Below are 24166 nucleotides of genomic sequence, written 5' to 3'. Positions count from 1 at the left end.
CATGCCACCACCCCCCGATTTCACCGATGATTTTCGCGCCGGGCTGGTCACGCTGCTGCGCTGGCGCCGGGATGTGCGGCGCTTCGAGCGGACGGCTTTGCCCGAGGGTACGCTGGAGCGGCTGCTGGAGCTTGCCAGCATCGCGCCGTCCGTCGGTCTCAGCCAGCCGTGGCGCTTCGTGGTGGTCGACAGCGCCGAGCGGCGGGGCGCGGTGAGAGACTGTTTCGAGCGCTGCAATGCCGAGGCGCTGGCATGCTTTTCGGGCGAGCGCGCCGCGCTCTATGCCCAGCTGAAGCTCGCCGGTCTCAATGAAGCGCCCTGCCAGTTCGCGGTTTTCGCCGACCGCACGACGCAACAGGGCCACGGGCTCGGCCGCATGACCATGCCGGCAACCATCGACTATTCGGCCGTCATGGCGGTGCACACACTGTGGCTGGCGGCGCGGGCGGAAGGCATCGGCATGGGCTGGGTGTCGATCCTCGACGCCGCCGAGATGGCCGCAATCCTGGACACCCCGCCTGAGTGGACGCTGATCGGCTATTTCTGCCTCGGCTATGCCAGCGAGGAGCATGATCTGCCGACACTGGAGCGCGAAGGCTGGGAGCGCCGGCGGCAGCCGGTGGTGATCAGGCGGTAAGGCTGCCGATCACTTCGTCTCTTCCTTGGCGATGAGCTTGACGCAGATCGGGTCGCCCTTCGGCATCGGGGTGCATTGCCATTCGGGGCCGAAGCCGAAGTTCGTATTTGTGCGGCGACCCAAAAAGAGCAGCAGAACAATGCCCACGGCAGCAAAAATGCCGATAGTCAATAGGCTCCCTTTTATGTCGCCCGGCCTGAGGTGGTGGTAGGGCCAGCGCGTCCCGTCAAACATGGTCCGATGTCTTTCCGTTCGTGCGTGCCTGCGCAATCGCCATTTTCCCGCAAGCCTTGCCTTTGACCAGAGCGTTGCGAACAGCCATGCGGGCGGTCGCGGCCGAATAACGCTGCCGGGGCGCGCCCCTTGGCAATGGGCCGGGCGGCTTGTATAGAGCCCGCCACTCCACATTCCGATCTCAAGACTTTCCATCTCAAGACAAGGACGACCCCATGGCGCTCGAACGCACCTTTTCCATGATCAAGCCGGACGCGACCCGGCGCAATCTTACCGGCGCCATCACCAGGATGCTGGAAGAGGCCGGCCTGCGCGTCGTCGCCTCACGTCGCGTGTGGATGAGCCGCCGCGAGGCCGAAGGCTTTTACGCCGTCCACAAGGATCGTCCGTTCTTCGGCGAACTGGTGGAATTCATGTCATCGGCGCCGACCATCGTGCAAGTTCTGGAAGGCGAAAACGCCATTGCCAGGAACCGCGAAGTGATGGGCGCGACCAACCCCGCCAACGCCGCCGAAGGAACCATCCGCAAGGTCCACGCGCTGTCGATCGGCGAGAATTCCGTGCACGGCTCCGACGCGCCGGAAACCGCTGCTGAAGAGATCAAGTACTGGTTCTCCGACACCGAGATCGTCGGCTGAGCCGACGCGAACCAATGTATGCAAGAGGCCGGCACTTCGCCGGCCTTTTTCTTTGGTCAGGTCCCGGCTTCGGCTTCATGCCGCTTTCAACGGATGAGCGGCGTGTCCCAGAGGTCGCCGAGCAGCGTTTTCAGCTCCGTGAAACGCTTCTCGCCCAGTTCCTCGGCCCATTCCCGCTCGACGTCGAGCAGGATGTCGGCCATCTTCTGGTATGCGGCGCGCCCGCGGTCGGTGAAGTGGACGACGGTCCCGCCGCTCTCATCGGGTGCCGCCGAGCGAGTGATATAACCCATCGCTTCCAGCGTCTTCAGCAGTTGATTCATGGCCTGCTTGCTCATCGCGGCGCGCTCGGCGAGCGCGCTCGGCCGAAGGCCATCCGGGCCGGGATATTGGATCACCGCCATATGCGGCGGGCTGAGGTCCTCGAAACCCGACGCCCTGAGATCCCTGATCAGCTTGCGGTGAATGGCCATGGCCGGAACGCGCAGCAGTGCACCGATCAGCGGTGGCTTCTTTGGCGGTTCTTCCGCGGATAATGGCATTGACACTCTGGTAAATCGAGTTTACTCATTTCGGTAAATTCAATTTACCACGTGGGAGGATGAAATGCTAGACAGAGCTAGCCAGATCAGCGTCAATCCGGCCGACGAGACAATCAGCCATGGCGGCCTTGCCGTGCGCTTCCTGCTTACCGGCGACCAGTCGAACGGCAGCATCGCCGCCTTCGAACTGACGGTCGCCGGCTCGCAGCGCCTGCCCGCCCCGGCGCACAGCCACGATCACTATGAAGAGACGATGTACGGGATCGAAGGCGTGCTGACGCTGACCGTCGACGGACACCGGCACGATATCGGGCCTAGGCAGGCGCTGTGCATTCCGCGCGGCGCGGTCCATCGCTTCGACAACGACACCGCCGCGACCGCCAAGGTGCTGTGCGTGGTGACACCGGCGGCGATCGGCCCGGAATATTTTCGCGAGGCCTTCGCCATCTTCAGCACTGGCGGCCCGCCAGACCGCACCAGGCTGATGGACCTGATGCGCCGGTTCGGCCTGACGCCGGCGCCCCCGCCGCCGCAGTCTTGATTCTTAGCTCGCTGCGTTGAAGCGCAAGATATCGTGGCCGTCCTTGTCGGCGATGATCAGCTTGCCGCCATCGACACGGTATGACGCCGCCTTGGCGAGCGCCTCGAACAGCGCCTTTTCCTCGGCCATGATCTCCGGCGCGCAGGCCTTGTAGGTCGAGCCGATGTCGCTGATGACGATGGTCTCGCCATCGACCTTGGCGGTGGCGAAATAGGCGTTGCACGGGCCGCTGCCGCCCGCCTTGCCGGCTTCGCTGACCCGGAACGTCGCCTGCGGCTCCGAAATCACGCCGATACCGTCGATATATTCGACTAGCCAGCTCTGGCCGAACAGCGAGGCCGAGGTCGGCTTGTCGCTCGGCGCCATTTTCAGCACAATGGCCTGCGGCGCCTCGCTGAGCGGATCGACCTGATAGCGCGAGTCCGTGACGAACAGCAGCTTGTCGTCGGCGATGATGCGCGCCTGCAGCGCATAGGTCATGTTGGGCCGGATCACCGTTGGATCGAAGCTGATCTCGAACTTGATCGGCACCTGGCCGGCCGGCGCTACCTTGCGCTCGCCGACAATGGCGGCCGGCGCATCGGCCAGCGATACATCGGCAAGTTGAACCGACAGCACGGCGTTGGGCGGCAGCGCGATGCGCTCGCGATACATCACCTCGCCCTTCAGGGTTTTCTCGGCGGCGACGGAAGGCTCGGGAACGGCCAGAACGCCGATAACCAGCGGCACAAAACCGAAGACGAAGAATTCGGCGATCCTGTCCAGCATGCCCTTGCTCCCTTTTTGGCCGATGCGATTTGGCCAAGGGAATGCGGTCAATACATGGCTGCGCCGAGATTTATTCGGGCCGCGCCTTCCAGCGCGCCGCAGCCTGGTCGTCGGCGTCCTTGGCCTCGACCCAGCCGCCATCGGTGCCGTCCACGCGGTGCTCCTTCTTCCAGAAGGGTGCACGCGATTTCAGGAAATCCATCAGGAAATTGGCCGCTTCGAACGCCGCCTGCCGGTGCGAGGACGCTGCCACCACCAGCACGATGTTTTCGCCCGGTGCGATCTTGCCGTGGCGATGGATGACGGTCAGCCCTTGCAGCGGCCAGCGCTGAAGCGCCTCGCGGGCGATGCGGGTGATTTCGGCCTCGGCCATGCCGGGATAGTGCTCGAGTTCCAGGGCCGACAGCTGGCCCTGCTCGTCGCGGCAAAGTCCTGAGAAGGACACTACAGCGCCGATGTCGGCGCGACCCTCGGTCAGTTTCGCGATCTCGGCGGCAACGTCGAAATCGTCGCGCTGGATGCGCACCGTCGGCGCGCCGGACATGGTGTCAGCCCCCGGTCATCGGCGGAAACAGCGCGATCTCGCGCGCGCCGGCTATCTTCTCGCGATGCTCGACATGTTCCTGGTTGATGGCGACGCGGATCACATCAGGATATTGCAGCGCGTGCTCATATTCCTCGCCACGCGATTTCAGCCAGCGCAGGAGGTCGGCCACCGTCTCGATACCGGCGGGCAGTTCGACATCCTCTTCCGGCTTGCCGATCCGTTCGCGCACCCAGGCGAAATAAATGAGCCTGGTCGACATCTCACTCGTCCATGATGTGCTTGAGGCCGGCGCGGAAATAGTCGTAGCCGGTGTAGAGCGTGACGAGGGCTGCGATCCACAGCAGCACCAGTCCGGTCTGCGTGGTCAGCGGGAAGATCTTGTCGCCGGCAGGCCCGGCCAGCAGGAAGGCGATGGCGACCATCTGGATGGCGGTCTTCCATTTGGCGAGCTGCGTCACCGGCACCGAGACTTTCAATGCCGCCAAATATTCGCGCAGCCCCGAAACCAGGATTTCGCGGCACAGGATGATGATTGCCGCCCACAACGACCAGCCTGCGATGCCGGCATGGCGGTCGGTGTCGGCGGCGAGCAGCAGCAGGCAGGTGGCGACCAGCAGTTTATCGGCGATCGGATCCAGCATCTTGCCGATGTTGGACGTCTGCTGCCAGGCGCGCGCCAGATAGCCGTCGAGATAGTCGGTGATCGAAGCCAGCAGGAAGATGATCAACGCCGACCAGCGGGCGAAGTCGCTCGATTTCAGATGCCCCTCGAGAAAAAAGCACAGCACCACCAGCGGCACCGCGACGATGCGGGCATAGGTAAGCATGTTAGGCAGGTTGAACGCGCGCTTGGCCATATCTCAGGGACTCTTTCTGCCTGCGTACTCAAATCAGAACCGGATGTAGGGGGTCAACAGGCGAGATTCGATTGGCCAGACGAAAATAGCGCGCGATTGCCGGGATTCGAGTGGCCTGCGAGAAAAGAACGGCTGCTGCCATTTGATCGGGACAGCGGCGTCACCGGCGCTCAGCTCTCATGGAAATGATTGTAGACGAGCTTGGCGACCTGCTCTGAAATACCGTCGACCTTGACCAGATCCTCGACTGCCGCGCGGCTGACCGCCTTCGCAGTGCCGAAGGCCAGCAGCAGCGCGCGCTTGCGGCCGGGACCGATGCCGGCGATCTCGTCGAGCGGGCTCTTGACCAATTCCTTCTTGCGCCGCGCGCGGTGCGAACCGATGGCGAAGCGATGCACCTCGTCGCGCAGCCGCTGGACGAAATAGAGCACGGGATCGCGGACGGGCAGCGAAAACGAGTCCCTGCCTCTGACGAAGAAACGCTCGCGGCCGGCATCGCGGTCCTGGCCCTTGGCGATGCCGATGGCCGCCACGCGATCCTCGATGCCGAGGTCGGCGAGGATCTTGCGCACCGCGCTCATCTGGCCCTGGCCGCCATCGATCAGGATGACGTCGGGCCAGGCCGGGAAGCTGCCGGAGATGTCTTCTTCGATGTCGTCGCCTGCTCCACCGGCTGCCGCGTCGTCGGGAACGACATCGCCATGTTCCTTCAGCAGCCGCGAAAAGCGCCGTTCCATCACCTCGCGCATCATGCCGAAATCGTCACCGGGCGTGATCTCGGTCGAGCGGATGTTGAATTTGCGGTACTGGTTCTTCACAAACCCTTCCGGCCCGGCGACGACCATGGCGCCAACGGCGTTGGTGCCCATAATATGCGAATTGTCATAGACCTCGATGCGCACCGGCGGCTTCGGCAGGCCGAAGGTCTCGGCAAAGCCGGCGAGCAGCCGGCCTTGCGTGGAGGTTTCGGCCAGGCGGCGGCCGAGCGCCTCGCGGGCATTCTGCAGCGCGTTGTCGGTCAAATCCTTCTTCTCGCCGCGCTGCGGCACCGAGATCGACACTTTACGGCCGGCGCGGGTGGACAGCGCTTCGGCCAACAGTTCCTGATCCTGGACGCCTCGCGACAGAAGGATGTTCCGTGGCGTCGGCTTGTCGTCATAGAACTGCGCCAGGAACGAGCCCAGCACTTCCGCCCCCTCCAGTGCCGGATCGGCCTTGGGGAAATAGGCGCGGTTGCCCCAGTTCTGGCCGGTGCGGAAGAAAAACACCTGGATACAGACCTGGCCGCCCTCCTGATGGATGGCAAAGACATCGGCCTCGTCGACCGTGGCCGGGTTGATGCCCTGATGGCTCTGCACATGGGACAGTGCAGCCAACCGGTCGCGATAAATGGCGGCGCGCTCGAAATCGAGCTCCTGCGAGGCCTGCTGCATGGCGGCAGAGATTTCGGTCTTCACCTTCTGGCTGCGGCCCGACAGAAAATCCTTCGCCTCGCTGACCAGCTCGGCATAGTCGCTATGCGAGATCTCCCCGGTACATGGACCGGCACAGCGCTTGATCTGGTAGAGCAGGCACGGCCGGGTGCGGTTTTCGTAAAAGGAGTTGGTGCAGCTCCTGAGCAGGAAGGCGCGCTGCAGCGAATTGATGGTGCGCCCGACCGCGCCGGCCGACGCAAAAGGTCCGAAATAGTCGCCCTTGCGCGAGCGCGCACCGCGATGCTTGTAGATGCCGGGCGAGACGTGATCGCCGGTCAACAGGATGTAAGGGAACGACTTGTCGTCCCGCATCAGCACATTGAAACGCGGCCGCAAACGCTTGATGAGATTGGCCTCGAGCAGCAGCGCTTCGATTTCGGTGCGGGTGACGACGAACTCCATCGTCGATGTCTCGCGCACCATGCGGCCGATGCGGGCGGTGTGGAACCGGCCTTGCGCGTAGTTGGTCACCCGCTTCTTCAGGCTGCGCGCCTTGCCGACATAAAGCACGTCGCCGGCGGCGTTCATCATGCGGTAGACGCCGGGCGCATTGGGCAGCCGCTTGACCAGTGTCTGGATGACCTCGGCGCCGACCATGCCGTCGGCGTCGCCGGCATGCGGCGCCCAGTCTATCGCGGTGAAGGCGACATCGGGCCCGGTGGCCTCGGGCTCGACGATCTCCTCGACCGCCTCATCCTCAAGGTCGATGTCGGGCGGCATATCGTCAGCGGCGCCGGCGCGCGTCTTGTGTTTCTGGTCTGCGGGACTCATTCCACCATGCCTGCCACATCCGGCGTCTGCCATGCAAGATGCTGGCCGCCGTCGAGCGCGATCATCTGGCCGGTCACCGAGCGCGCATCCCAGAGATAGCGAATGGTGGCGCCGAATTCGGCCAATTGCGGGCCGCGCTTCAGAATCAGGCCATCGACCTGCTTCTGGAAATCATCATCGTCCTGGCGCGTATTCTTCAGAGTCGGACCGGGACCGATGGCGTTGACGCGGATGCGCGGACCGAGCGCCTGTGCCAGCATTTCGGTCTGCGTCCACAAGGCCGACTTCGACAGCGCATAAGAGAAATAGCGCGGCGTCGGCCGCCAGACGCGCTGGTCGATGATGTTGACGATCAGCCCCTCCTGCCCTGGCGGCAAGGCGCGGGCGAAGTTTTGCGCCAACAGCGCCGGCGTCTTCACATGGATGGCGAAGTGAAGGTCCCATGCCGCCCAGTCGAAGTCCTCGACGCTATCGTCGACGAACAGCGACGCATTGTTGACAAGAAGCGTGACCGGGCCGAGCGCTGCCGCGGCGCGGCCGACGAGATCGCCAACCGCATCCATGTCGGTCAGATCGGCGGCTACCACGCCGGCGCGGCCGCCTCCGTCCCTGATGCTCGCAGCCAGCGCGTCGGCCTCGGCGGTCGAGCGGTTGGCGTGGATGGCGACGGCAAAACCGTGCGCGGCCAGATCCTCGACGATCGCCTTGCCGATCCGCTTCCCCCCGCCCGTCACCAGCGCCGTTCCGGCGGCTTCGATCATCTGTCAATCCTCAATCTGCGCCTCAATTCGGCTGGCGGCACATTGTGACGCGACCAGGGGTTAAATGCCGTTTCCACCTGGGGCAGGAATGTGGCGAAACGGCTTTTTCGCCGCCGGCACCGCCCCGGATTCGGGTCGGCAGGACCGCAATATAGGACGCTGAACCCGTTGCACCAAGCCGAGTGCAGTGCAGCATCGCCTGCGTACTGACATTTCGCTGTTGCGAAGATGCAACGTCAAGCTTCGGCCTCATTCGTGCCGGGGAATGACCCATTTTCAGGTTCGCTGCCGCCGCATTTTGACACGACATTCGGAACCGTTGAGTGCCAGATCCGTTTCACCCCCCGGACGGGTTGATGGCGCTCAGGACAAACAAGCCTACGTGTCTTGTGGCTTAAGGAGTAAACAACAATGCAAACCAATCTCAAATTCGCGCCGCTCGCGGTTGCGCTCGGGCTCTTCGCCCTCAGCGGTACCGCTTTTGCTGCCGATGTCGTCTCGGAAGAGCCCCCGGCGCCGGCCCCGATCGCCGAGCTCCCCGTCGCTTCCTGGGCCGGCCCGTATGCCGGTCTCAGCGCCGGCTACGGCTTCAGCGGTCATGCCAAAGTCCAGGACGGCGGCCCCGACATCAAGACCAAGGGCTTTGTCGGCGGCGTTTTCGGCGGCTACCAGTGGCAGCAGGAAAACTTCGTGTACGGTGCTGAAGCCGATCTCGGCTACAATGGCGTCAAGGGTGACAGCGGCGGCGTCAATTCCAAGGGCGGCTTCGAAGGCTCGCTGCGCGCCCGTCTGGGTTACGCCGTGACCCCGGAAATCCTGCTCTACGGCACCGGCGGCGGCGCCCTGAAGAACCAGAAGGTCTCGGTCCCCGGCGACAGCGACAGCAACACCATGCTCGGCTGGACGGCCGGCGTCGGCACCGACATCAAGATCACCGACAATGTGTTCGGCCGTGTCGAGTACCGCTACACCGACTTCGGTTCCAAGAGCTTCGACAGTGTCGGCACCAAGGTCAAAGAGAGCGACAACCGCGTCACCTTCGGCGTCGGTATGAAGTTCTAACTGTCGTTCAAGCCACGACACAAGAAAGCCGGGCCTCGCGCCCGGCTTTTTTTGTTTCGCCCGTCAGGCCGGCACAGCCACCTTCAGCTCCGGAAACTTCTCATCGAAACGCGCTGCCCAGCGGGTCAGGCGGCCGCGGCCCTTTTCCCATTTGCCGGCGAAGCGCAGAGCGAGGTAGCCGAGGCAGGCACGCAACGCCAGCTGGCCAAGCGTGATCTTCTTCGGCAGCTTCGGCGGATTGGCGTTGAGGAAATCGAGTGCGGCGGTGATCTTGGTCCACTGGCGATCGAGCCAGGGTTGATAGACCATCTCCTCCGGACGCGTGCGCCGCTCATAGACCATCGACAGCGCGCAGTCGCATATGCCGTCGGCCAGCGCCTCCAGCACTTCGGCCTCGAGGCGCTTGTCGGCATTGCGCGGCAACAACAGGCTCTTCGAAGCGCGGTTGAGATGCTGGGTGATCGCGCGGCTGTCGTGGATCGAGCGGCCGTCGTCGAGCACCAGCACCGGAATCTTGCCGAGAGGATTGGCTGACATCAGTTCAGCAGGCTTGTCCTCGGTCTTGACCGGCACTAGCTCGACGGCAATGCCGGCATGGAGTGCTGCCATGCGCACCTTGGAACTGTAGGGGGATGAGGACGCGTAGAGCAGCTTCGGCATGATCGGTTCCCTGTTTTCGGACGGCCAGTGCATGTCGCTCAAAAATGCGGTTCCGGTCTTGAGAACGACGCGCGTAAAACAAAGGTCTAGAGCGCGTCGCCTGAACCCCATCGAATGCGACCGCCTTAGTGTTGGCCGATCTTCCCTGAGGGAGCAACTGCCAGAAGGGCAAAACCAGGCGGCCAATCCGCCGACAATGAAATCGCCAATGCATGTCTCACAGAAGTGGCCTCAATTTCGAGAGAACGACATGGATCAAAACAAGGCCTAAATCACCACAAAAAAGCTCCCGGGAATCTGCCAGTCGGCAAAGTTCCCGGGAGCTTTGAGATGGAACGTCGTTACTTCTTCTTGGCGGCTGGCTTTTTGGCCGGTGCAGCCTTCTTCACAGCTGCCGTCGACTTGGCGGCGGCGGCCTTCATCGGAGCCTTGGCGGCGGGTTTTGCCGCTGCCTTGGCTGCCGGCTTCTTGGCGGCGGGCTTGGCTGCTGCCTTCGCAGCAGGCTTCGCCACAGCCTTGGCGGCCGGCTTCTTGGCGGCGGGTTTCGCTGCTGCCTTGGCGGCGGGTTTTGCTACTGCCTTAGCTGCCGGCTTTGCCGCTGCCTTGGCGGCCGGCTTTGCCGCTGCCTTCGGTGCTGCCTTCTTTACTGCTGCAGGTTTCGCGGCAGCTTTCGGTGCCGCTTTCTTTGCCGGCGCTTTCGCCGCCGGCGCCTTCGTCGTGGTCTTTGCCATGCGATGCCCCTTGCGTTTGTGCCGATGGCCGTGAGTGACCCGGCGAGCTAATGCATATCTGACTCGTGCGTATCTAGCCAGCGAAGCATTACATAGAATTTCGCAGATTAAGTTTCGGTTACGCTGAGAGCATGATCGCAATGATCGGCACAGAAATCGGCAAGAAATCTTCCCGCTTCGCAGCGAACTGTTGCGAGAGAAATCTCTGATATCGCGACTCACACGTTCTTCTCGTCAAGCTCACATTCTCTTGCAACGCCGTCGATCTCACGCGGTCATCGGCGGCCTATTGGATGGCAACAATCATCGCACCGCAGAGGCTGATCTTGCTTCATCCCCACGGTTGCAGGAACAGCACTAAACTAAACGCGAGCTTTTTACTCGTATATCGAAAGTGGTTGGATGGAAGCCAGGAAAGACAGTACTTGAAGGGACAGCCTGTTGTGTTGGACGTTTCCCAGACGAGAAGGGAGATCGCCAGCTTCGGCGCAAGAGATGCCCAACGGAAATGGGAAACGAAAGATCGGGGAATCCTCCTCCCGGGAAGCCGCGGTCCCTTGGAAGCCAACGGGTGCGGGCCCCTAAGCGCCAACCCGTTCGCGCACCTGCAGCCGGCGCGAAGGCTCGGCGTGGTGGAGGTGGACGGCAAACGTATCCCACGGCGGCGCAATGCCGATCTGCATCAGGATCCGCCCGATCTCGCCGCGGTGATAGCCGCCATGCGTGACGACATGTGTCAGCATTTCCTGGCGTGACATCATCGCCCTGTCGCCGTTGGTGAAGGTGAAAGGCACAGGCTCTGACATGAGCTTTGGCGAGACGGCTTCGATATAGTCGAGATACCAACGATCCACCGCAGCGACATCAGCGCTCAATTCATCGAGTGCCGGTGTGTCCTCGGTGTTGTCGGACGCATAGCCATGACGCGTGCCGGAAAGATGCGCGGCGAATATCTTCGATACGACAAGGTTGTGGTTGATGAGACGGGTCGCCGTGTGGCGCTGATCGACATGCTCCTGCTGGTCGAGGCCCGCAAGCTTCTGCAGCAATTCACCATTCGCCCAGGCTTGATAAACGAAGAGGCTGCGGAGCAAATCCAGCGCGTCCATGGTCTGTATCCTTTGCAAAAAATGTGAGTATATTATCTATATTCTTGGCTGCTGGAGCAGACATGTCTACTCGCATTGCAAAGCCGCGCTCACGCATGCGCAAGCAGCCGCGCCAGGCGCGTTCGAGAGCGACGGTCGAGGCGATCATCGAAGCCGGTGCTCATGTTCTAAGCGCGCTCGGCTGGGCCGGCTTCACCACCAACAAGGTGGCCGATGCGGCCGGCGTCAGCATCGGCTCGCTCTATCAATATTTTCCCGACAAGCTGTCGCTGGTCGAAGCAATTCGCCGGCGACATTTCGATCAGGTGCTGTCGGTGATCGCCGAATCAACAGAAGGCGACAAGCCGCTCAAACGATTCGCGCAGGAGTTGGTGCGCGGCATGATCGATGCGCACAGCATCCATCCGACGCTGCATCAGGTGCTGCTCGACGAGGCGCCGGGCGATCGCGGCTCACGCGCCGCCCATGCCTCGTTCCAATCGCGCTATCTCGATCACTACACGGCGGCGGTGGCGCAATATCGCAGGCGCAGAAAGGACAATGAGACCGTGGCCCGGGTGCTGTCCTCAGCGGTCGAGGGCGTCATCCACAATGCCGCGCGGCGAGACATGCTCGACGCGCCGGAACTGCAGAAGCAGTTGGTCGAGCTGATCTGCGCTTACGTATCTGGTGGGAAGGCGATGTGAGGCAGCGGCAGCAGTTCGGAGATTGGCGAAACCGGAGCGACATCAGATCTCCCCCTTGCAGGAGATGGCAGGTGCAACGGCGGTTCTTATCCGACCTTAGCGCAGGACGCGGCAGCGGCCGTTGTAGACCATCCAGCGGTCGAAGCCCGAGACGCAGAATTCGACATTGTCGCCGATCGAGGCAAAACCCTGGCCTTCCTCGATCAAGTACCAGATGGTGCGGGCGCGGCCGTCGGAAAGGCTGACGGTGGCGCCGCAATAGCGGCGGCCGATCGGCCATTCTTCGCTGGCCGGGAGATAGCGATGCTGGTGGATGCGTTGGAAATCGGTGATCGAAACATCCGGCAGATGCGGCACGTGATGCACCTGGTAGGAGAAGCGGCTGGAGATTTTGCTTAGCACCCAGGCCTCGCCGCAAACGCCGCTGTCCTCGTCGGAATAGACGGAAAGATCGGCGGCCTGCGCTGGCTGGCCAAAGGGTGCGGCCAGCGGCGTGCAAAGCGAAATCAGGGCAGCAAAAGCGGATTTGGCAAAGCGAGTCATGGCAGCCTCTCAAAGGTCGACTGCGCCCACTTTGCGGATTCGGCGGCGCGCGGTCAAGCGGTCGCACTGACGATGGTTTCCCGCTCCGCAACCGGTTTTGCCGGTGCGAAGCTGCGAAACCACGTCCTGACCTTTGAAAAAGCTCGCCTTGCCCATTTAGGAAAAGCGGCCTGCCATGGCCGGCGGGGTGCTGAAACCCGGTTCAGCCTTGCTTGGCGTCGCCCTTCGGTATGGCGGCCGGGTCCATCCACATCGCTTCCCAGACGTGGCCGTCAGGGTCGGCCAGGCTGCGATTGTACATGAAGCCATAATCCTGCTGGGCGTTGATGTCGGCGGCGCCGCCATTTTTCGCCGCCGCCTCGTTCATCGCATCGACCGCCGCGCGGCTGTCGCAGGACACGGCAAGCATGACCTCGCTCGAGCTGGCGGGTGGGATGGGGCGGTTGGTGAATTGACGCCATTTGGCGTGGGTGAGCAGCATGACGTTGATGGTTTCGCTCAGCACCATGCAGGCTGCGGTGTCGTCGGTGAAGTGCGGGTTGTTGTCGAAACCGAGAGCTTTGTAGAAGGCCATCGACGCAGCGAGGTCGGCGACGGGCAGGTTGACGAAGATCATACGGGGCATAGGGTCTCCTTGACAGTACACAGTTGAAACCGGACCGGCGTTGCGCCGGACCATCCTTCGATGCCTTCTCTCAAGGCACCGGTTTTGCTTTGCCGCGCAGCCTCTCGGTCTACACCTTCTGCATCGCTTCGACCTCTTCGATGAAGCCGAGCAAAACTGCATCTCGGCCACCGTGTATTTCTCCAGCAATGCGGCACCTGCCTCGAAGATCGGATGGTAGCAGCGCCGGACGAGTTCCTCGGTCTTCTTGCCCGCCGCTGCCATAACCTTGCGCCTGTCACCGGGATCCGGCTGGCGGCTGACGAAGCCGCGCTTTTCCAGCCGGTCAATCAACGTCGTAGCCGCCGCCGGCGTGAGATTTGTCTCCCTCGCTACGACGTTTGCCGGCCGCGGGCCGTGACTGATCGCGCCAGCGGCGCTCGGCAGCGCTCAGCACATAGATTTCGGCAACGGTCCCATCGAACGTTTCAACGGCATCCTGCCAGCGCGACATCGCGAAGCCTATCGCGTTGACCAGTTCCTTTTTTGTCGATCTTGGCTTCGATTCGAAATCTAATAATTAGATATCTATCTATCTGATTCTGGGATTAGCGTCAACGCCAAGCCGATTAGATGTGCATCTCCATGGTTTCGGTTCGTTCAACACAACTGAGCATTCGCGGATGGCGCCACCGTCAAAACTTCTAGCGACTTTGTGTCTTTGCCGCGGGCGTCGCCCGCTGCGAAGCGTCGCTACTCCCCGGCCAGCCATTCCAGCGACCAGTGCGCCGGCTTTTCGACCGCCAGCAATCTGTGCAGGACCGGCAGCACGATGCGCAGTTCGCGCTCCAGCGTGAAGGGCGGGTTGACCACCACCATGCCGCTGCCGTCGAGGCTTGGTTCACGCGATGCCGGCCGGATCTCGAACTCGATGTCGAGCAGTTTTGGAACGCCGGATTGCTTGAGCGCCTTGCGGAAGGCGATGATCGCTTTGCGGTCCTTGATTGGATACCACAGCGCGTAGATGCCACCCGGCCAGCGCCTGTGCGCTTTCTGCATGCCATCGACCAGGCGGTCGAATTCGCCGACTTCCTCGAACGGCGGATCGATCAAAACCAGGCCGCGCTTTTCCTTCGGCGGCAGATGCGCGCCAAGCGCCAGCCAGCCGTCGAGTTCGATCACCCTTGTCTGGAAATCGCCGGCAAACAGCGTCTTCAGCCTGGCGGCATCTGCGCCGTGCAGTTCGATCGCCGACAACCGGTCCTGCTTTCGCATGAGGTGCCTGGCGATCAATGGCGAGCCCGGATATTTCTTCACCCCGCCATCGGGATTGAGCGAACGCACCGCTTCAAGATAGGGGGCAAGCAGCGCAGCCGCCGATTTTTCGATCGGGGCGTGGATGAGGCGGCCGATGCCGCCTTGCCATTCGCCGGTCTTTTGCGCTTCCGCCGACGAAAGATCGTAGCGGCCAATGCCGGCATGAGTGTCGACGACACGGAACGCCTTGTCCTTCTGCTTCAGATAGTCGAGCAGAAGGCTGAGCACGACATGCTTGACGACGTCGGCGAAATTGCCGGCGTGATAGGCGTGACGGTAGTTCATGCCGCGCTCATGTCGAGGAGCCTCTGCCCCAACGCGGCGGTCGCGGCTTCGAGTTCGGGTTCTCCGGCCGGCGACCGCCGAAAGCCAGAGTAAGCAGGAAGCCGATCAGGCCGACGGCCATCAGCCCATAGCCAACCGGCCGTGCGCGTTGATCGATCTCACCGGCGCCGGAGCGCAGTATCAGATCCACTGCGCGTATCGGGATATCGTCGGCGTCGCCCGGGCCGGCGGTGAAGAGATAGGCGCCGGGACTGACGGTTTCGATCACGCCGGCCTCGTCGCGAAAGATCTTGTCGGGCAGTTGCGGGCTGACCTGGCGCGGATTGTCGGCGTGGTTGAATTGCAGCGTCGAGGCAAGCACCGTGCGCCCGGCTGTGGCGGCAGTCAGCGTCAGCACGGTGCGCTGCTGCGAGACAATGCGCTCGGCCTTTGCCGTCAGGTCGACCAGCACTCTGACCGGCGCGTCGCCAGCTTTCAGCGTCACCGTCACAGGCCTAAACCGTCCCTGGTCGTAGACGCGCCAGGCGCCGATCTCGTGGCCGGAGAAATTGCTCATGGCCCAGGGATAGACGAAGCCAATGGCGGCGCCGGCAAGCAGTATCAGGACAAACAGAAAGCGCATTGAGGAGATCCGGGTGTTCGACAGATTGCCAATAACGCCCTGAAGGCCAAAAAGCGATGGCTGACGCAGCGGAGCCACCTTTGTGGAGTCCGTTGGCGGCACGCAAGCCATGTGGCACTTATGGCGAATGAAGCCTTCCGCAGAAGCATTGACTCGTCTTTTCCAACCGATGCCGGTGGCTCATGCCCAATAGCACCGTGCTGATCACCGGTGCCCGCGCGCCGGTGGCGCTGCACCTGGCGCGGCTGCTGCATGGCGCCGGTTGCCGGGTGATCCTGGCCGACAGCCCGGCCCGGCCGATCGCCGCAGCGAGCACGGCCTGCGCCGCCTACCATCGCCTGCCGCCGCCGCGCTTTGCCGCCGACGCCTATGCCAAGGCGGTGGAAGCGCTTGTCCGCGCGGAAGGCATCGAACTCGTTATCCCGACCTGCGAGGAAGTCTTTTATCTCGGTCGTCTCTGGCAGCACCGCGCCATGCCGGCCCGCCTCTTCGCACCCGAGATGGCGATGCTCGCCCGCGTTCACGACAAGCATGCCTTCATCCGGCTGGCGCAGAGCCTTGGGCTCGACGTGCCGGAAACGATACTGCTGCAAAGCGAGGCCGATCTCGACGGCGTTCGTGGCCAATCGCGCGAATTGGTGTTCAAACCTGTGTGGTCACGTTTTGCCCGTGACGTACTGCTGCGGCCATCGCCGGACGAACTCGACGCCGTCCGCCCCTCGCCCGCCGCTCCTTGGGTGGCGCAGCGCTACATCGCTGGTGAAGAGATCAGCGCCTATGCGGTGGCGGTCGAGGGTGAACTCAAAGCGCTGGCGCTCTACAGTTCGCTCTATCGCGCCGGCATGGGCGCCGGCATCTGTTTCGAGCCAGTCGGGGATGCGGCTGCCCGGCGCTTCGTCGAAACCTTCGTCGCCGGCGCCGGCTGGACCGGCCAGATCTCCTTCGACCTGATGCGCGAGAATAACGGCACGGTGCTGCCACTGGAGTGCAATCCGCGCGCCGTGAGCGGCCTGCACTTCTTTCGCGATCCGCGGCGCTTCGCCGACGCGGTCCTGGAGGATGGCGCCGAGGTGAAGCCCGACGTGACGGCGCCGCAGACGGTGAGGCTTGCGATGTGGATCTACGGGATGCCGGCGGCACTGCGCTCCGGTGGTCTCGGCCGCTTCCGTCAGGCGATGCACGATGCCGATGAGCTGCTCGACTGGCCGGGCGACCCCGCGCCGAAGCGGGCGCAGTGGCGCACGCTGGCCGAGATCGCCGGCACAGCACTGCGCCAGCGCATCAGCCTTCAGGCTGCGTCGACGCGCGATATCGAGTGGAATGGGCCGGAGCAGGACTAGTCGAGTTGAAGCGGAACTTCCCGTTTTCAGCTGAGTGCGTAAGTCCTGCTAAGGTTGCCTAAACGGGATTAACTGGCTTTGCGGACAATTGCAGGCCAAGCGCCTTGGTTACGCCCAGCAATGTACTGAGGCGCGGATCGCCCTTTTCGCTCAGCGCCTTGTAGAGTGCCTCTCGGGTCACGCCGGCGTCCTTCGCTATGCTTGTCATGCCGCGGGCGCGCGCGACAATGCCGAGGGCGTGCGCAATATAAGTCGCGTCCCCGGTCTCGAACGCATCAGCGAGCAGTTCGGCTTGAGACTCAGCATCATCAAGATATTCGGCGGCGTCGAATGGTGTGGTTCTGAGGGTCATATCAAACTTCCTTTGCCATTTTCCTGGCTTTTCCGATGTCCCTGTCCTGCGAGCCTTTGTCACCGCCGCAGAGCAGGATAATGACCGTGTTGCCGCGCCGGACGAAGTACACGCGGTATCCCGGACCGTAATCTACGCGCAATTCTCCTATGCCATCGAAGAACTTGGCGTCTCCCAACAGCCCAGCCTGAACGCGGACAATCCGTTGGGTGATCTTCTTTACGGCGCGAATGTCCGTGAGCCCTCTGAGCCATTTTCGGAATTCGTCAGTGGATCGAACTTCGATCATCCGTGAACTATAATTTACAGCAGAACTGGAATCAAGTGCCGTGAACTTTAGATTACAACTCGATTTGGTGCACCCGCGGCTCTGCCGCCGCCGGTGGCATCTTGCCGTCGATGATCGCCGCTATGTCGCGGCGCAGGAAATCCAGCGGGCCGATCGCCGGCTGAACCTGCGGCGATATACGGGCGTTGTCGCTGGCCGATTTCAGCACACGGCGATCCTGCTGCAGGGCAAAGGCAAAGAGCGGCCGGAAAGCAAGCGCCTTGAGTTCGCCGAACAGGCCCTGTCGCGGGCCGATCAGCCAGCCGACGCCTTCGACGGTCCGTTCGTCCGCCTGACGCAAATGGAAAGTGGTCGCCAGCGCCAAGCCGCCCTTGCCCCAATATTCGAGTTCGACGATGCCGGGATGGCGGTAGCGGCCGATGGTCCTGGCGCGCTCGCCTTCCAGTAGCCGGCTGACCAGCCCCTGTTGGCGGTCCTCGCCGGTGTAGCAGCTTTCGACCCAGCCCTTGCCGCCGGTCACCTCGACGCGCACGAGATGGCGCTTTGCGGTCAGGCCGCGCAGCACACCCTTGTGGGTGAAGTGGGTGTGAGTGGCGTCGAGAATGTTCTCGGCGGCGTCGAGCACCGTCGATCGCGCCGAGCTTCGCACCCGCTTCACGACGACATCCTTGCCTTGCATGCAATGGAGATAGGGCTCGCCCTCAGGCGTGCCTGCCGAGACGAAGACGACGCCGTCGCGCTCGATCGCGCTGTAGCGGCGGATACGGTAATGCGGGACGTCGCCGACATGGCCGGGAATGGCGGTGCAGCGCCCTTCCCCATTGTAGCGCCAGCCATGATAGGGACATTCGATCTCGCCACCGACGACCTTGCCGGTCGAGAGTTCGACCAGGCGGTGAGCGCAGCGGTCGAAGAGGGCGGCAATGCCTTTCGCCGAGCGGAACAGCACCAGTGGCGCGCCGTCGAACAGGATGCGCTTCGGCTTGGCTTTGATGTCGGCAGACCGCATCACCGCCTGCCAATAGTCTTTGTCTTTCTGCTGCCGGGTGTCGCTCAAAGTTCAAATCTCCTGAGCAGGGGAATGCCGATCTTCGCGAGCACAAATTCCATGATACGCACTGCAGCGCGCTGGCGGCGCCGAAGATGGCCGGCATAGACGGCGTTGTACTCCACCGTTGCCACGGCGCCGCGCAAGCGTTTGAAGGCGGCGGCACCGGCGCTCATGTTGAAGAACAGGCCGTGCGCCATCGCATGGTCCTGCGCGATCGCCATCATCATGCGGTAGAGCCCTTCGCTCACTGGAAGACTTGTGTCGTAGCCAACGATTGGCTGCGTCAATGTCCTGCCGTTCTGAGACAAAGCGGCGACTGCGACCAGTTCACCGCCGGGACGACGCAGGCCTGCCAGTTGCAGGATGCCGCGACGGTGCGTCTCACCGATATAGCGGGCGGTGTAGTGCGGGTTGAGTGGCGTATATTTGTCGAGATAGAGCATCCGGTAGAGCGCTTCGGAGCGCGCATAGTCGGCCTCGGTGAAGTCGCCATTGCCGACCCGCTCGAACGGCGTCGTGCGCAGCCGCTTGCGGTCGCGCTTCATGTCGTTGGTCATGGCCGAACCGCGCCCGGCGAAGATGTAGATTTGCCGCGCCGCCAGCATTCGAAAACCCTCCGCCTTCAGCGCTGCGATTGTCGAGGGATCGGCGATCTCGCTCAGGGAGCGGATGAGAACAGCGCGATCGGGAAAACGCGCCGTGAGATCGTCGCGGATCGCAGCGACCGCGTTGCGATCGAGCAGCGGCACCGGATTGGTCGAATAGAGCCAGTTGTTGACCTGAACCTGATGGTCGAGGCCGCTCATCCTGACCAGCGGCGCGCACAGGCCAATCAACATGCGGATCGCTCTTTGCAGCACGGGCGACGAGACGAAATTGCGGGTCTCGTCGATGGCGTAGTCGATATAGGCGCTGGACGGGCAGCAGATATAGCAGTTCGGCGCCTCGCTTCTGTCGTTCAGCGTCAGTGGAAAAAAGCGGCCAGCGATCTCGAAGGCCTCGACGGCGACCGTCAGATTTCGCACGAGGTCGCGCACCGGCACCTCGTTAAAAAGCTGAACGAAGGCTTCGACCTCACGCGGGTTGATTTCTACCCGGTTCGTCTGATCGAGTGGCAACATAGCGAGCCGGTTCATGATGCCGCTCCCAGGTGGCATTCGACCCGACGCAGTTTGCGGCCGGTCTCCAACGGCAGGTCCCTGCGAACAAGGCTGACCGAAGCTGTCGCCTGGCGCGCCGCCAGCAAATTGCGCACGGACTGATGGGCGGCGGTGGCGGCTTCGTCGGCAAGCCCGGGGGCCAGGCTGAGTTCGATTGCATCTTCAGCGGTCTGGACCAGGCGGAAATCGTCGATGCGCCGGTCGGCCTTGAGCACCGCATTGCGTAGTATGTCGGGCGTGACGAGGAGCTGCCCGTGCGGCGAGGCGAGCCGGAAAGCGTCGTCCATGCGGCCGACGATCTCGTCCAGCGTGCGCAGCGGCGAGCCGCAGCGGCATGGCTTTTCGGACAGCCGCAGCAAGTCGTTCATCCGGTAGCGCGCCATGATCTGGGTCCGGCGGCGAAAGGCGGTGATCAGCGGCATGACCAGGCCGTCGCCGGCCGGTTCGAACTCGAAGAACACCGAATCCTCGGCCAGATGCAGCCCGCCCTGGCGGCAGGTGACGGCGAACAGCCCTTCGGTCGCCATGTAGATCTGGTCGACCTGACCACCAAAGAATGCCTCGATGACCGGCCGGTCAACCGGGTCGAGCGTTTCGGCGGCGCTGAAGACACGCTGCGGCTTGAGCCGAAAGCCCTCGGCCGCGAAGTGCCGCAGTATCTTCGGTGGCGCGATGATCACCGTCGGCGCGAAATCTTCGAGAGCGCCGCGCCAGCTCTCCGGACCGCGCGTCAGATCGAAGAAGCGCAGATCGATACGCCGCGATTTGCGCGCGCTATCGTAGAGCCCGGTGTTTTGCGGCAGGATCACCGCAACGCGCTGCCGGCGCCAGAGCAGATCGGGCACGGCCTTGGCCAGGATGGTGCCCAGCCAGCGGTATTTTTCCGCCTCGGAAATGACGAACAGGCCACGATTGCCCGACGTGCCGGTGCTGGAGCCGACAGTCAGCTCGCCAATGCGGCTATCGCCGGCCTGCGCCTTCCAGGCCTCGGCGGCCGAGACGCCATGAATGTTGAAGCGCTCGAAATTGCCCATCACCGTCGCCTTGTCGGTCACCGGCAGGTCGCCGAGAAGACGCGGCGCCTTGCCGTAGAACGGCGCGCGCGGCAGGTCGCGGTCGAGAAAGCGGCGCAAGGCTTGCGCCTGCCAGCGCTCGAAACTCTCGCGGCTTTTGCGCGAAACCCATTGCGTCAGCGCAAACGAGCGGATCGCTTCGGCCGGCCCGTTCACGCGCTCTCTCCGGCCACATCGTAGGCCGTCACCGCCGGATCATGACAAAGAACAACCTCGCCGCCGGTCGCCAGAAACCGACGCAACATTACGCTGGTCGGCTCGATCGCGGCGGCATCCTCGGCCAGCAGGGTTGCAGGCAGACCGGGAGTTCGGTTTTCCACCAATGCTCTGATCAGCCATTGCGCATCGACGGCGTAGAGCAGCGGCCGCTCCAGATTGGGGAACAAAAGGCCGAACTGGCCATCGGCATGGCCGGGCAGATCGACTGCGACGACGCTGCCGTCGCCGAACAGATCGGCGCCGCCCGGTACGCCGCCACGCGGCTCGACCTGCCGCTTCGACGACAGCCCGTCGAGTCGGGCCTCGAAGTCAGACGGGAACAGTTCCTTGAAGACGCCATGGCGCAGATTCTGCAGGGAAGTCTTGGCCTTCGCCCGCGCCCAGGCGGTGTCATTGGCGATAAGCCGAGCGTTGGGAAACAGCGACAGGCCCGACATGTGGTCGGCATGGAAATGCGTGACGATGACGGTGCGCACATCCTGCAAAGACAGGCCGAAGCGCGCCAGTACCGCGAGCGGCTGCTCGGCTTCGTTGAGCTGGGGCCGGAGGATCGCACTGTAAAGACGCAGCGCCGTGCTGCGCCCACTGCCTTGTGTCACATGCGGCGTGTAGCCGGTGTCGATCAGGACGGGGCCGGCCCGCGGATGCATGATCAGGCCGTAGCGGACACGTAGCCTGACCTTCGCCCAGCTGCCGCCGCGCAGGATCAGACGCTCGGCTGCGCTGACAGAGGCGCTGTTGGCGAAGACGATCTTCACGCTGCCCTCCTGCTTTCCATCGCCTTGCCGAATGTGCGATCGAGCCCTTCCTCGAACGACACTTTCGGCGCCCAGCCGAGGATGCGGCCTGCCTTGGAAAGATCGAGGCTCTGCGCATAGGCGAACAGGCCAAGACCGTAGCGCGTCACCGGCGGTTCCGGGCGGCCGGGCAATATATTCGCTACCGCCTCCGCTATCCCGGCCGTCAGCATGGCGGGCCAGAGCGGCATTCTGCGCCAGCGCGGCTGCACGCCGGCGCGGGCGCAGGCCGCCTCGGCAATGCGGCGGACCGGCACCACTTCGCCGCCGGAGATGTTGAATATCTGTCCCTCGGCAGCGCTCCCGGCGGACAGCGCGGCAAGCACCGCATCGACGACATCCTCTATATAAGTGAGATCGATGCGCGCCTTGCCGTCGCGAAACAGCGGCAGCGGGCGCTGCCGTGCCACCTGCAGCAGACGCGGCAGCAGCGTGCGATCGCCGGGACCGTAGAGGCCGCGCGGCCGCAGCACCACCGGGCTGATCTCAGGCGCCGCCAGCACGATCTCCTCGGCCTGCCGCTTGGTGCGGGCATAGTGGTTGACCGGAGGGGGCAAGGCCGCATTCTCGGAAACTCCGAGCTGGTCGCGATAGGCGAAACAGACCGTCGGGCTGGAGATATGGACGAAGCGGCGCACGCCTTGCCCGCGCGCGAAATCGCTGAGGTTGCGGGTAGCTGTGACATTTGCCGTCTGGAAATCCGCCAACCTGCCGAAGGGCGCGGAAAGTGCCGCGCAGTGGATGATCGCATCGACGCCGTCGAGAGCGCGCGCGGCAGCTGCATCGAATGGTTGAGACAAATCGAGCCGAACGACCCGATGACCAGCGGCTTCGAGCGCAGCGCAGCGTTTGGCGTCCCTGCCAAGACCCAGCGCCGGTGTGCCCACTGCCGCCAGCCGCGCCACGACATGCGCGCCGAGGAAGCCGCTGGCGCCGGTGACGAGGACGCGTCCCACGGTCATGCTTCCAGCGCCATGCCGCCGAACGACACGCCGGCCGAGGTGCCGAGGAACAGCACCTTGGCGCCCGGCACAATGCGTTGTTCGCGGCGCGCGACGTCGAGCGCAAATGGGATAGAAGCGGCGATCTGATTGCCGTAGCGCGCCGCGATGTCGACGAGCTTTTCCCTGGCGAAGCCGGTCTGGCGCGCCATGTGGGCGAGCGCCAAAGGGCTCGCCTGATGCGGCACGACGAGGTCAACATCGTCGTGCCGCCAGCCGGCGCGATCGAGCAACTCCGCTACAAAGCCGTTGAAATGGCGTGACGTGACGCGAAACAGTCCCTTACCCTCCATGTGGAACAGGCTGTGGCGGGCAAATTCCTCAGGCTCACGATGAAAGTCGAACCGGGTGCCGCCGGAGCCGATGCTGCAGGCCTCATAGGCGGAAGGGTAGGTGCGCATCAGGTTGGCCGCGACTCGACCCTCGGCAGGGGCTGCCTGCTGCAGCACGGCGGCCGCCGCGCCATCGCCGAAGAGGGCAGCAATTTCCGGCTGGTCCTGCCACGGCAGGGCGCGCGAGGCGATTTCAGACGAGAACACCAGCGCCGTCCGGCATTGCCCGGCCTCGATCAGGCGCGACGCGGTCTCGAAGGCTGTGAGGAAGCCGAGGCAGGTGCTGTTGACGTCGAAAGCGGCCGCCGACCCATCGGCAAGGCCGAGGCGCTGCATGACCAGCGGAGCCGTCGATGGCAACGGCTGATAAGGCACGCCGCAACCGCCGATGACCAGATCGACACTGCCTGCCTCAAGTTCGGCATCGGCAAGCGCCAGACGGGCTGCGGCACAAGCAAGGTCGACCTGCGATTCGGCCTCGCAGACATAGCGTTCGATGATGCCGGTCGCGGCCTCGAAATGTCCATCGCCAAACCCCAGCCGCGCATCGAGGGCGCGCGACGTCACGCATCGAGCCGGCACGGCCCGCCCCGTTCCGATGATCCTGATCCGCATTCTCAGCCCGCCGCTTGAGTTGCGCTTTTCGCAATCCTTAGATCGGATCGTTCGGCGATAACAGCGTCGTTTTCAAGACGCGCCGGCAAAGCGCTTACGCCTTGCGTTCCCAGCGCCGGTCGGGCGTCTGCTGCCAGTAGGTGACCGCGTGGCCCGCTTCTTTCAACACCTTCCAATGCGTCCGCGCGCTTTCGACCTGGGCCGCGTCATGGCCGTCGAAAAGGAACACGGCGCGTTCATAGCCGGCGAGATCCGCGGGTGCGGCGCCATCGACGAGGAAGCGTATCTGCGCCTGGTTGGGGTTGGCGTCGCTTGTGGTGAGAAGGATTGGCTGTTCGGCCGGATGGGCTTCACGGTCGCTCGCGTGCGCGAGGAACGAATCGTCCCTGAACGTCCACAGATGCTGGTCGAGCGCGTCGCGCCGCTCTTCGGTGCCGGTCTGCACCACGGCTCGCCAGCCGCGATCGATGCTGCGCTCGAGCAGGCCCGGCAGAGCATCCTCCAGCGTCGATTCGGTCAGGTGGTAGAACAGGACATCGGCCATTCC

At 63.4% G+C, this 24166-nt stretch carries 30 protein-coding genes and 1 pseudogene; 6 read left to right on the top strand and 25 right to left on the bottom strand.

From position 1 onward, the window contains the following. Nucleotide 1 precedes the first annotated feature (1 nt). Complete coding sequence (gene bluB / locus NKH38_RS25400; RefSeq protein ID WP_027048828.1) at nt 2-637, top strand: 5,6-dimethylbenzimidazole synthase; 636 nt, start codon at nt 2-4, stop codon at nt 635-637. A gap of 9 nt (nt 638-646) precedes the next feature. Here bluB and NKH38_RS25395 read toward each other — a convergent pair whose 3' ends face one another. Next, entirely contained in the window at nt 647-871 is a 225-nt protein-coding gene (locus tag NKH38_RS25395) for a hypothetical protein (RefSeq protein WP_352741227.1), read from the bottom strand. Nucleotides 872-1086: 215 nt separating this feature from the next. On the opposite strand from NKH38_RS25395, the gene ndk reads away from it, so the two are divergent. Beyond that, the gene (ndk, locus tag NKH38_RS25390) at nt 1087-1509 is read left to right on the top strand and encodes a nucleoside-diphosphate kinase (RefSeq protein ID WP_023684731.1); all 423 of its coding nucleotides are present in this window, start codon (nt 1087-1089) and stop codon (nt 1507-1509) included. A gap of 86 nt (nt 1510-1595) precedes the next feature. On the opposite strand, the gene NKH38_RS25385 is transcribed toward ndk, so the two are convergent. Then, the gene (locus tag NKH38_RS25385) at nt 1596-2051 is read right to left on the bottom strand and encodes a MarR family winged helix-turn-helix transcriptional regulator (RefSeq protein ID WP_023701901.1); all 456 of its coding nucleotides are present in this window, start codon (nt 2049-2051) and stop codon (nt 1596-1598) included. 64 nt (nt 2052-2115) lie between these two features. Between NKH38_RS25385 and NKH38_RS25380 the strand changes: the two genes are divergently transcribed. Continuing rightward, a complete protein-coding gene (locus NKH38_RS25380) occupies nt 2116-2592 on the top strand; it encodes a cupin domain-containing protein (protein ID WP_023701902.1) in 477 nt (158 codons plus the stop codon). 3 nt (nt 2593-2595) lie between these two features. Here NKH38_RS25380 and NKH38_RS25375 read toward each other — a convergent pair whose 3' ends face one another. The 6 genes from NKH38_RS25375 to NKH38_RS25350 all read right to left on the bottom strand — a co-directional run bounded on the left by NKH38_RS25375 (nt 2596) and on the right by NKH38_RS25350 (nt 7771). Continuing rightward, nucleotides 2596-3360 carry a YbaY family lipoprotein gene (locus tag NKH38_RS25375; RefSeq protein WP_352763824.1) on the bottom strand — a complete coding sequence of 255 codons (765 nt, stop codon included), beginning with the start codon at nt 3358-3360 and terminating at the stop codon, nt 2596-2598. Between the two features lie 70 nt (nt 3361-3430). After that, nucleotides 3431-3904 (bottom strand): molybdenum cofactor biosynthesis protein MoaE, encoded by a 474-nt coding sequence (locus NKH38_RS25370; RefSeq protein ID WP_023733882.1) that lies wholly within the window; start codon nt 3902-3904, stop codon nt 3431-3433. A gap of 4 nt (nt 3905-3908) precedes the next feature. Beyond that, nucleotides 3909-4166, bottom strand: a complete 258-nt coding sequence (gene moaD / locus NKH38_RS25365) for a molybdopterin converting factor subunit 1 (protein ID WP_023689089.1) — start codon at nt 4164-4166, stop codon at nt 3909-3911. A 1-nt stretch (nt 4167) separates the two neighbouring features. Beyond that, nucleotides 4168-4764, bottom strand: coding sequence for a CDP-diacylglycerol--glycerol-3-phosphate 3-phosphatidyltransferase (pgsA, locus tag NKH38_RS25360; RefSeq protein ID WP_023673449.1), 597 nt, complete (start codon nt 4762-4764; stop codon nt 4168-4170). Between the two features lie 170 nt (nt 4765-4934). After that, nucleotides 4935-7010, bottom strand: a complete 2076-nt coding sequence (gene uvrC / locus NKH38_RS25355; RefSeq protein WP_023824130.1) for an excinuclease ABC subunit UvrC — start codon at nt 7008-7010, stop codon at nt 4935-4937. Further along, entirely contained in the window at nt 7007-7771 is a 765-nt protein-coding gene (locus tag NKH38_RS25350) for an SDR family oxidoreductase (RefSeq protein ID WP_352763828.1), read from the bottom strand. The genes uvrC and NKH38_RS25350 overlap by 4 nt, the downstream gene beginning before the upstream one ends. Before the next feature lie 411 nt (nt 7772-8182). Between NKH38_RS25350 and NKH38_RS25345 the strand changes: the two genes are divergently transcribed. Continuing rightward, entirely contained in the window at nt 8183-8833 is a 651-nt protein-coding gene (locus NKH38_RS25345; protein WP_023673452.1) for an outer membrane protein, read from the top strand. 63 nt (nt 8834-8896) lie between these two features. Here NKH38_RS25345 and NKH38_RS25340 read toward each other — a convergent pair whose 3' ends face one another. The 3 genes from NKH38_RS25340 to NKH38_RS25330 form a co-directional block, all read right to left on the bottom strand. Further along, nucleotides 8897-9493, bottom strand: a complete 597-nt coding sequence (locus NKH38_RS25340; protein ID WP_352763832.1) for a glutathione S-transferase family protein — start codon at nt 9491-9493, stop codon at nt 8897-8899. 341 nt (nt 9494-9834) lie between these two features. Next, the gene (locus tag NKH38_RS25335; protein WP_023673454.1) at nt 9835-10224 is read right to left on the bottom strand and encodes a hypothetical protein; all 390 of its coding nucleotides are present in this window, start codon (nt 10222-10224) and stop codon (nt 9835-9837) included. 581 nt (nt 10225-10805) lie between these two features. After that, entirely contained in the window at nt 10806-11333 is a 528-nt protein-coding gene (locus NKH38_RS25330; protein WP_352763834.1) for a DinB family protein, read from the bottom strand. A 62-nt stretch (nt 11334-11395) separates the two neighbouring features. Between NKH38_RS25330 and NKH38_RS25325 the strand changes: the two genes are divergently transcribed. Beyond that, nucleotides 11396-12019, top strand: a complete 624-nt coding sequence (locus NKH38_RS25325; protein WP_502896644.1) for a TetR/AcrR family transcriptional regulator — start codon at nt 11396-11398, stop codon at nt 12017-12019. 96 nt (nt 12020-12115) lie between these two features. On the opposite strand, the gene NKH38_RS25320 is transcribed toward NKH38_RS25325, so the two are convergent. The 5 genes and pseudogenes from NKH38_RS25320 to NKH38_RS25300 all read right to left on the bottom strand — a co-directional run bounded on the left by NKH38_RS25320 (nt 12116) and on the right by NKH38_RS25300 (nt 15390). Continuing rightward, the gene (locus NKH38_RS25320; RefSeq protein WP_352760430.1) at nt 12116-12562 is read right to left on the bottom strand and encodes a hypothetical protein; all 447 of its coding nucleotides are present in this window, start codon (nt 12560-12562) and stop codon (nt 12116-12118) included. A 202-nt stretch (nt 12563-12764) separates the two neighbouring features. Beyond that, nucleotides 12765-13187 carry a VOC family protein gene (locus NKH38_RS25315; RefSeq protein WP_352760433.1) on the bottom strand — a complete coding sequence of 141 codons (423 nt, stop codon included), beginning with the start codon at nt 13185-13187 and terminating at the stop codon, nt 12765-12767. Nucleotides 13188-13502: 315 nt separating this feature from the next. Continuing rightward, nucleotides 13503-13592 (bottom strand): annotated as a pseudogene (locus NKH38_RS25310) (MarR family transcriptional regulator); the annotation flags it as partial. Nucleotides 13593-13919: 327 nt separating this feature from the next. Beyond that, on the bottom strand, nt 13920-14768 hold the full coding sequence (locus tag NKH38_RS25305; protein ID WP_023831132.1) for a 23S rRNA (adenine(2030)-N(6))-methyltransferase RlmJ: 849 nt from the start codon (nt 14766-14768) through the stop codon (nt 13920-13922). 7 nt (nt 14769-14775) lie between these two features. Continuing rightward, nucleotides 14776-15390: a hypothetical protein gene (locus NKH38_RS25300; protein ID WP_352763839.1), complete on the bottom strand. Its 615-nt coding sequence runs from the start codon at nt 15388-15390 to the stop codon at nt 14776-14778. 182 nt (nt 15391-15572) lie between these two features. Between NKH38_RS25300 and NKH38_RS25295 the strand changes: the two genes are divergently transcribed. Next, the gene (locus NKH38_RS25295) at nt 15573-16730 is read left to right on the top strand and encodes an ATP-grasp domain-containing protein (RefSeq protein WP_352763841.1); all 1158 of its coding nucleotides are present in this window, start codon (nt 15573-15575) and stop codon (nt 16728-16730) included. A gap of 58 nt (nt 16731-16788) precedes the next feature. On the opposite strand, the gene NKH38_RS25290 is transcribed toward NKH38_RS25295, so the two are convergent. The 9 genes from NKH38_RS25290 to NKH38_RS25250 all read right to left on the bottom strand — a co-directional run bounded on the left by NKH38_RS25290 (nt 16789) and on the right by NKH38_RS25250 (nt 24163). Then, complete coding sequence (locus tag NKH38_RS25290; RefSeq protein WP_023672747.1) at nt 16789-17082, bottom strand: addiction module antidote protein; 294 nt, start codon at nt 17080-17082, stop codon at nt 16789-16791. Nucleotide 17083: 1 nt separating this feature from the next. Continuing rightward, complete coding sequence (locus tag NKH38_RS25285) at nt 17084-17371, bottom strand: type II toxin-antitoxin system RelE/ParE family toxin (RefSeq protein WP_023672746.1); 288 nt, start codon at nt 17369-17371, stop codon at nt 17084-17086. A 52-nt stretch (nt 17372-17423) separates the two neighbouring features. Beyond that, complete coding sequence (locus NKH38_RS25280) at nt 17424-18428, bottom strand: Rieske 2Fe-2S domain-containing protein (RefSeq protein WP_023731126.1); 1005 nt, start codon at nt 18426-18428, stop codon at nt 17424-17426. After that, nucleotides 18425-19558 carry a GNAT family N-acetyltransferase gene (locus NKH38_RS25275; RefSeq protein ID WP_352763845.1) on the bottom strand — a complete coding sequence of 378 codons (1134 nt, stop codon included), beginning with the start codon at nt 19556-19558 and terminating at the stop codon, nt 18425-18427. The genes NKH38_RS25280 and NKH38_RS25275 overlap by 4 nt, the downstream gene beginning before the upstream one ends. Continuing rightward, nucleotides 19555-20811, bottom strand: a complete 1257-nt coding sequence (locus tag NKH38_RS25270; protein WP_023826929.1) for a F390 synthetase-related protein — start codon at nt 20809-20811, stop codon at nt 19555-19557. Before NKH38_RS25270 ends, NKH38_RS25275 begins: the two co-directional genes overlap by 4 nt. Continuing rightward, nucleotides 20808-21632 (bottom strand): MBL fold metallo-hydrolase, encoded by an 825-nt coding sequence (locus tag NKH38_RS25265; protein ID WP_352763849.1) that lies wholly within the window; start codon nt 21630-21632, stop codon nt 20808-20810. Before NKH38_RS25265 ends, NKH38_RS25270 begins: the two co-directional genes overlap by 4 nt. Continuing rightward, nucleotides 21629-22633, bottom strand: coding sequence for an NAD-dependent epimerase/dehydratase family protein (locus tag NKH38_RS25260; protein ID WP_352763852.1), 1005 nt, complete (start codon nt 22631-22633; stop codon nt 21629-21631). The genes NKH38_RS25265 and NKH38_RS25260 overlap by 4 nt, the downstream gene beginning before the upstream one ends. Next, on the bottom strand, nt 22630-23571 hold the full coding sequence (locus NKH38_RS25255; protein WP_352763855.1) for a 3-oxoacyl-[acyl-carrier-protein] synthase III C-terminal domain-containing protein: 942 nt from the start codon (nt 23569-23571) through the stop codon (nt 22630-22632). Before NKH38_RS25255 ends, NKH38_RS25260 begins: the two co-directional genes overlap by 4 nt. Nucleotides 23572-23713: 142 nt before the next feature. Continuing rightward, complete coding sequence (locus NKH38_RS25250) at nt 23714-24163, bottom strand: DNA polymerase III subunit chi (protein WP_352763858.1); 450 nt, start codon at nt 24161-24163, stop codon at nt 23714-23716. Nucleotides 24164-24166: the final 3 nt, after the last annotated feature.

It is taken from the genome of Mesorhizobium sp. M1078, from assembly GCF_040318615.1.
GTDB lineage: Bacteria > Pseudomonadota > Alphaproteobacteria > Rhizobiales > Rhizobiaceae > Mesorhizobium.
The sequence above is the reverse complement of the archived record's forward strand: the minus strand, read 5'-3'. Positions and strand labels throughout refer to the sequence as shown.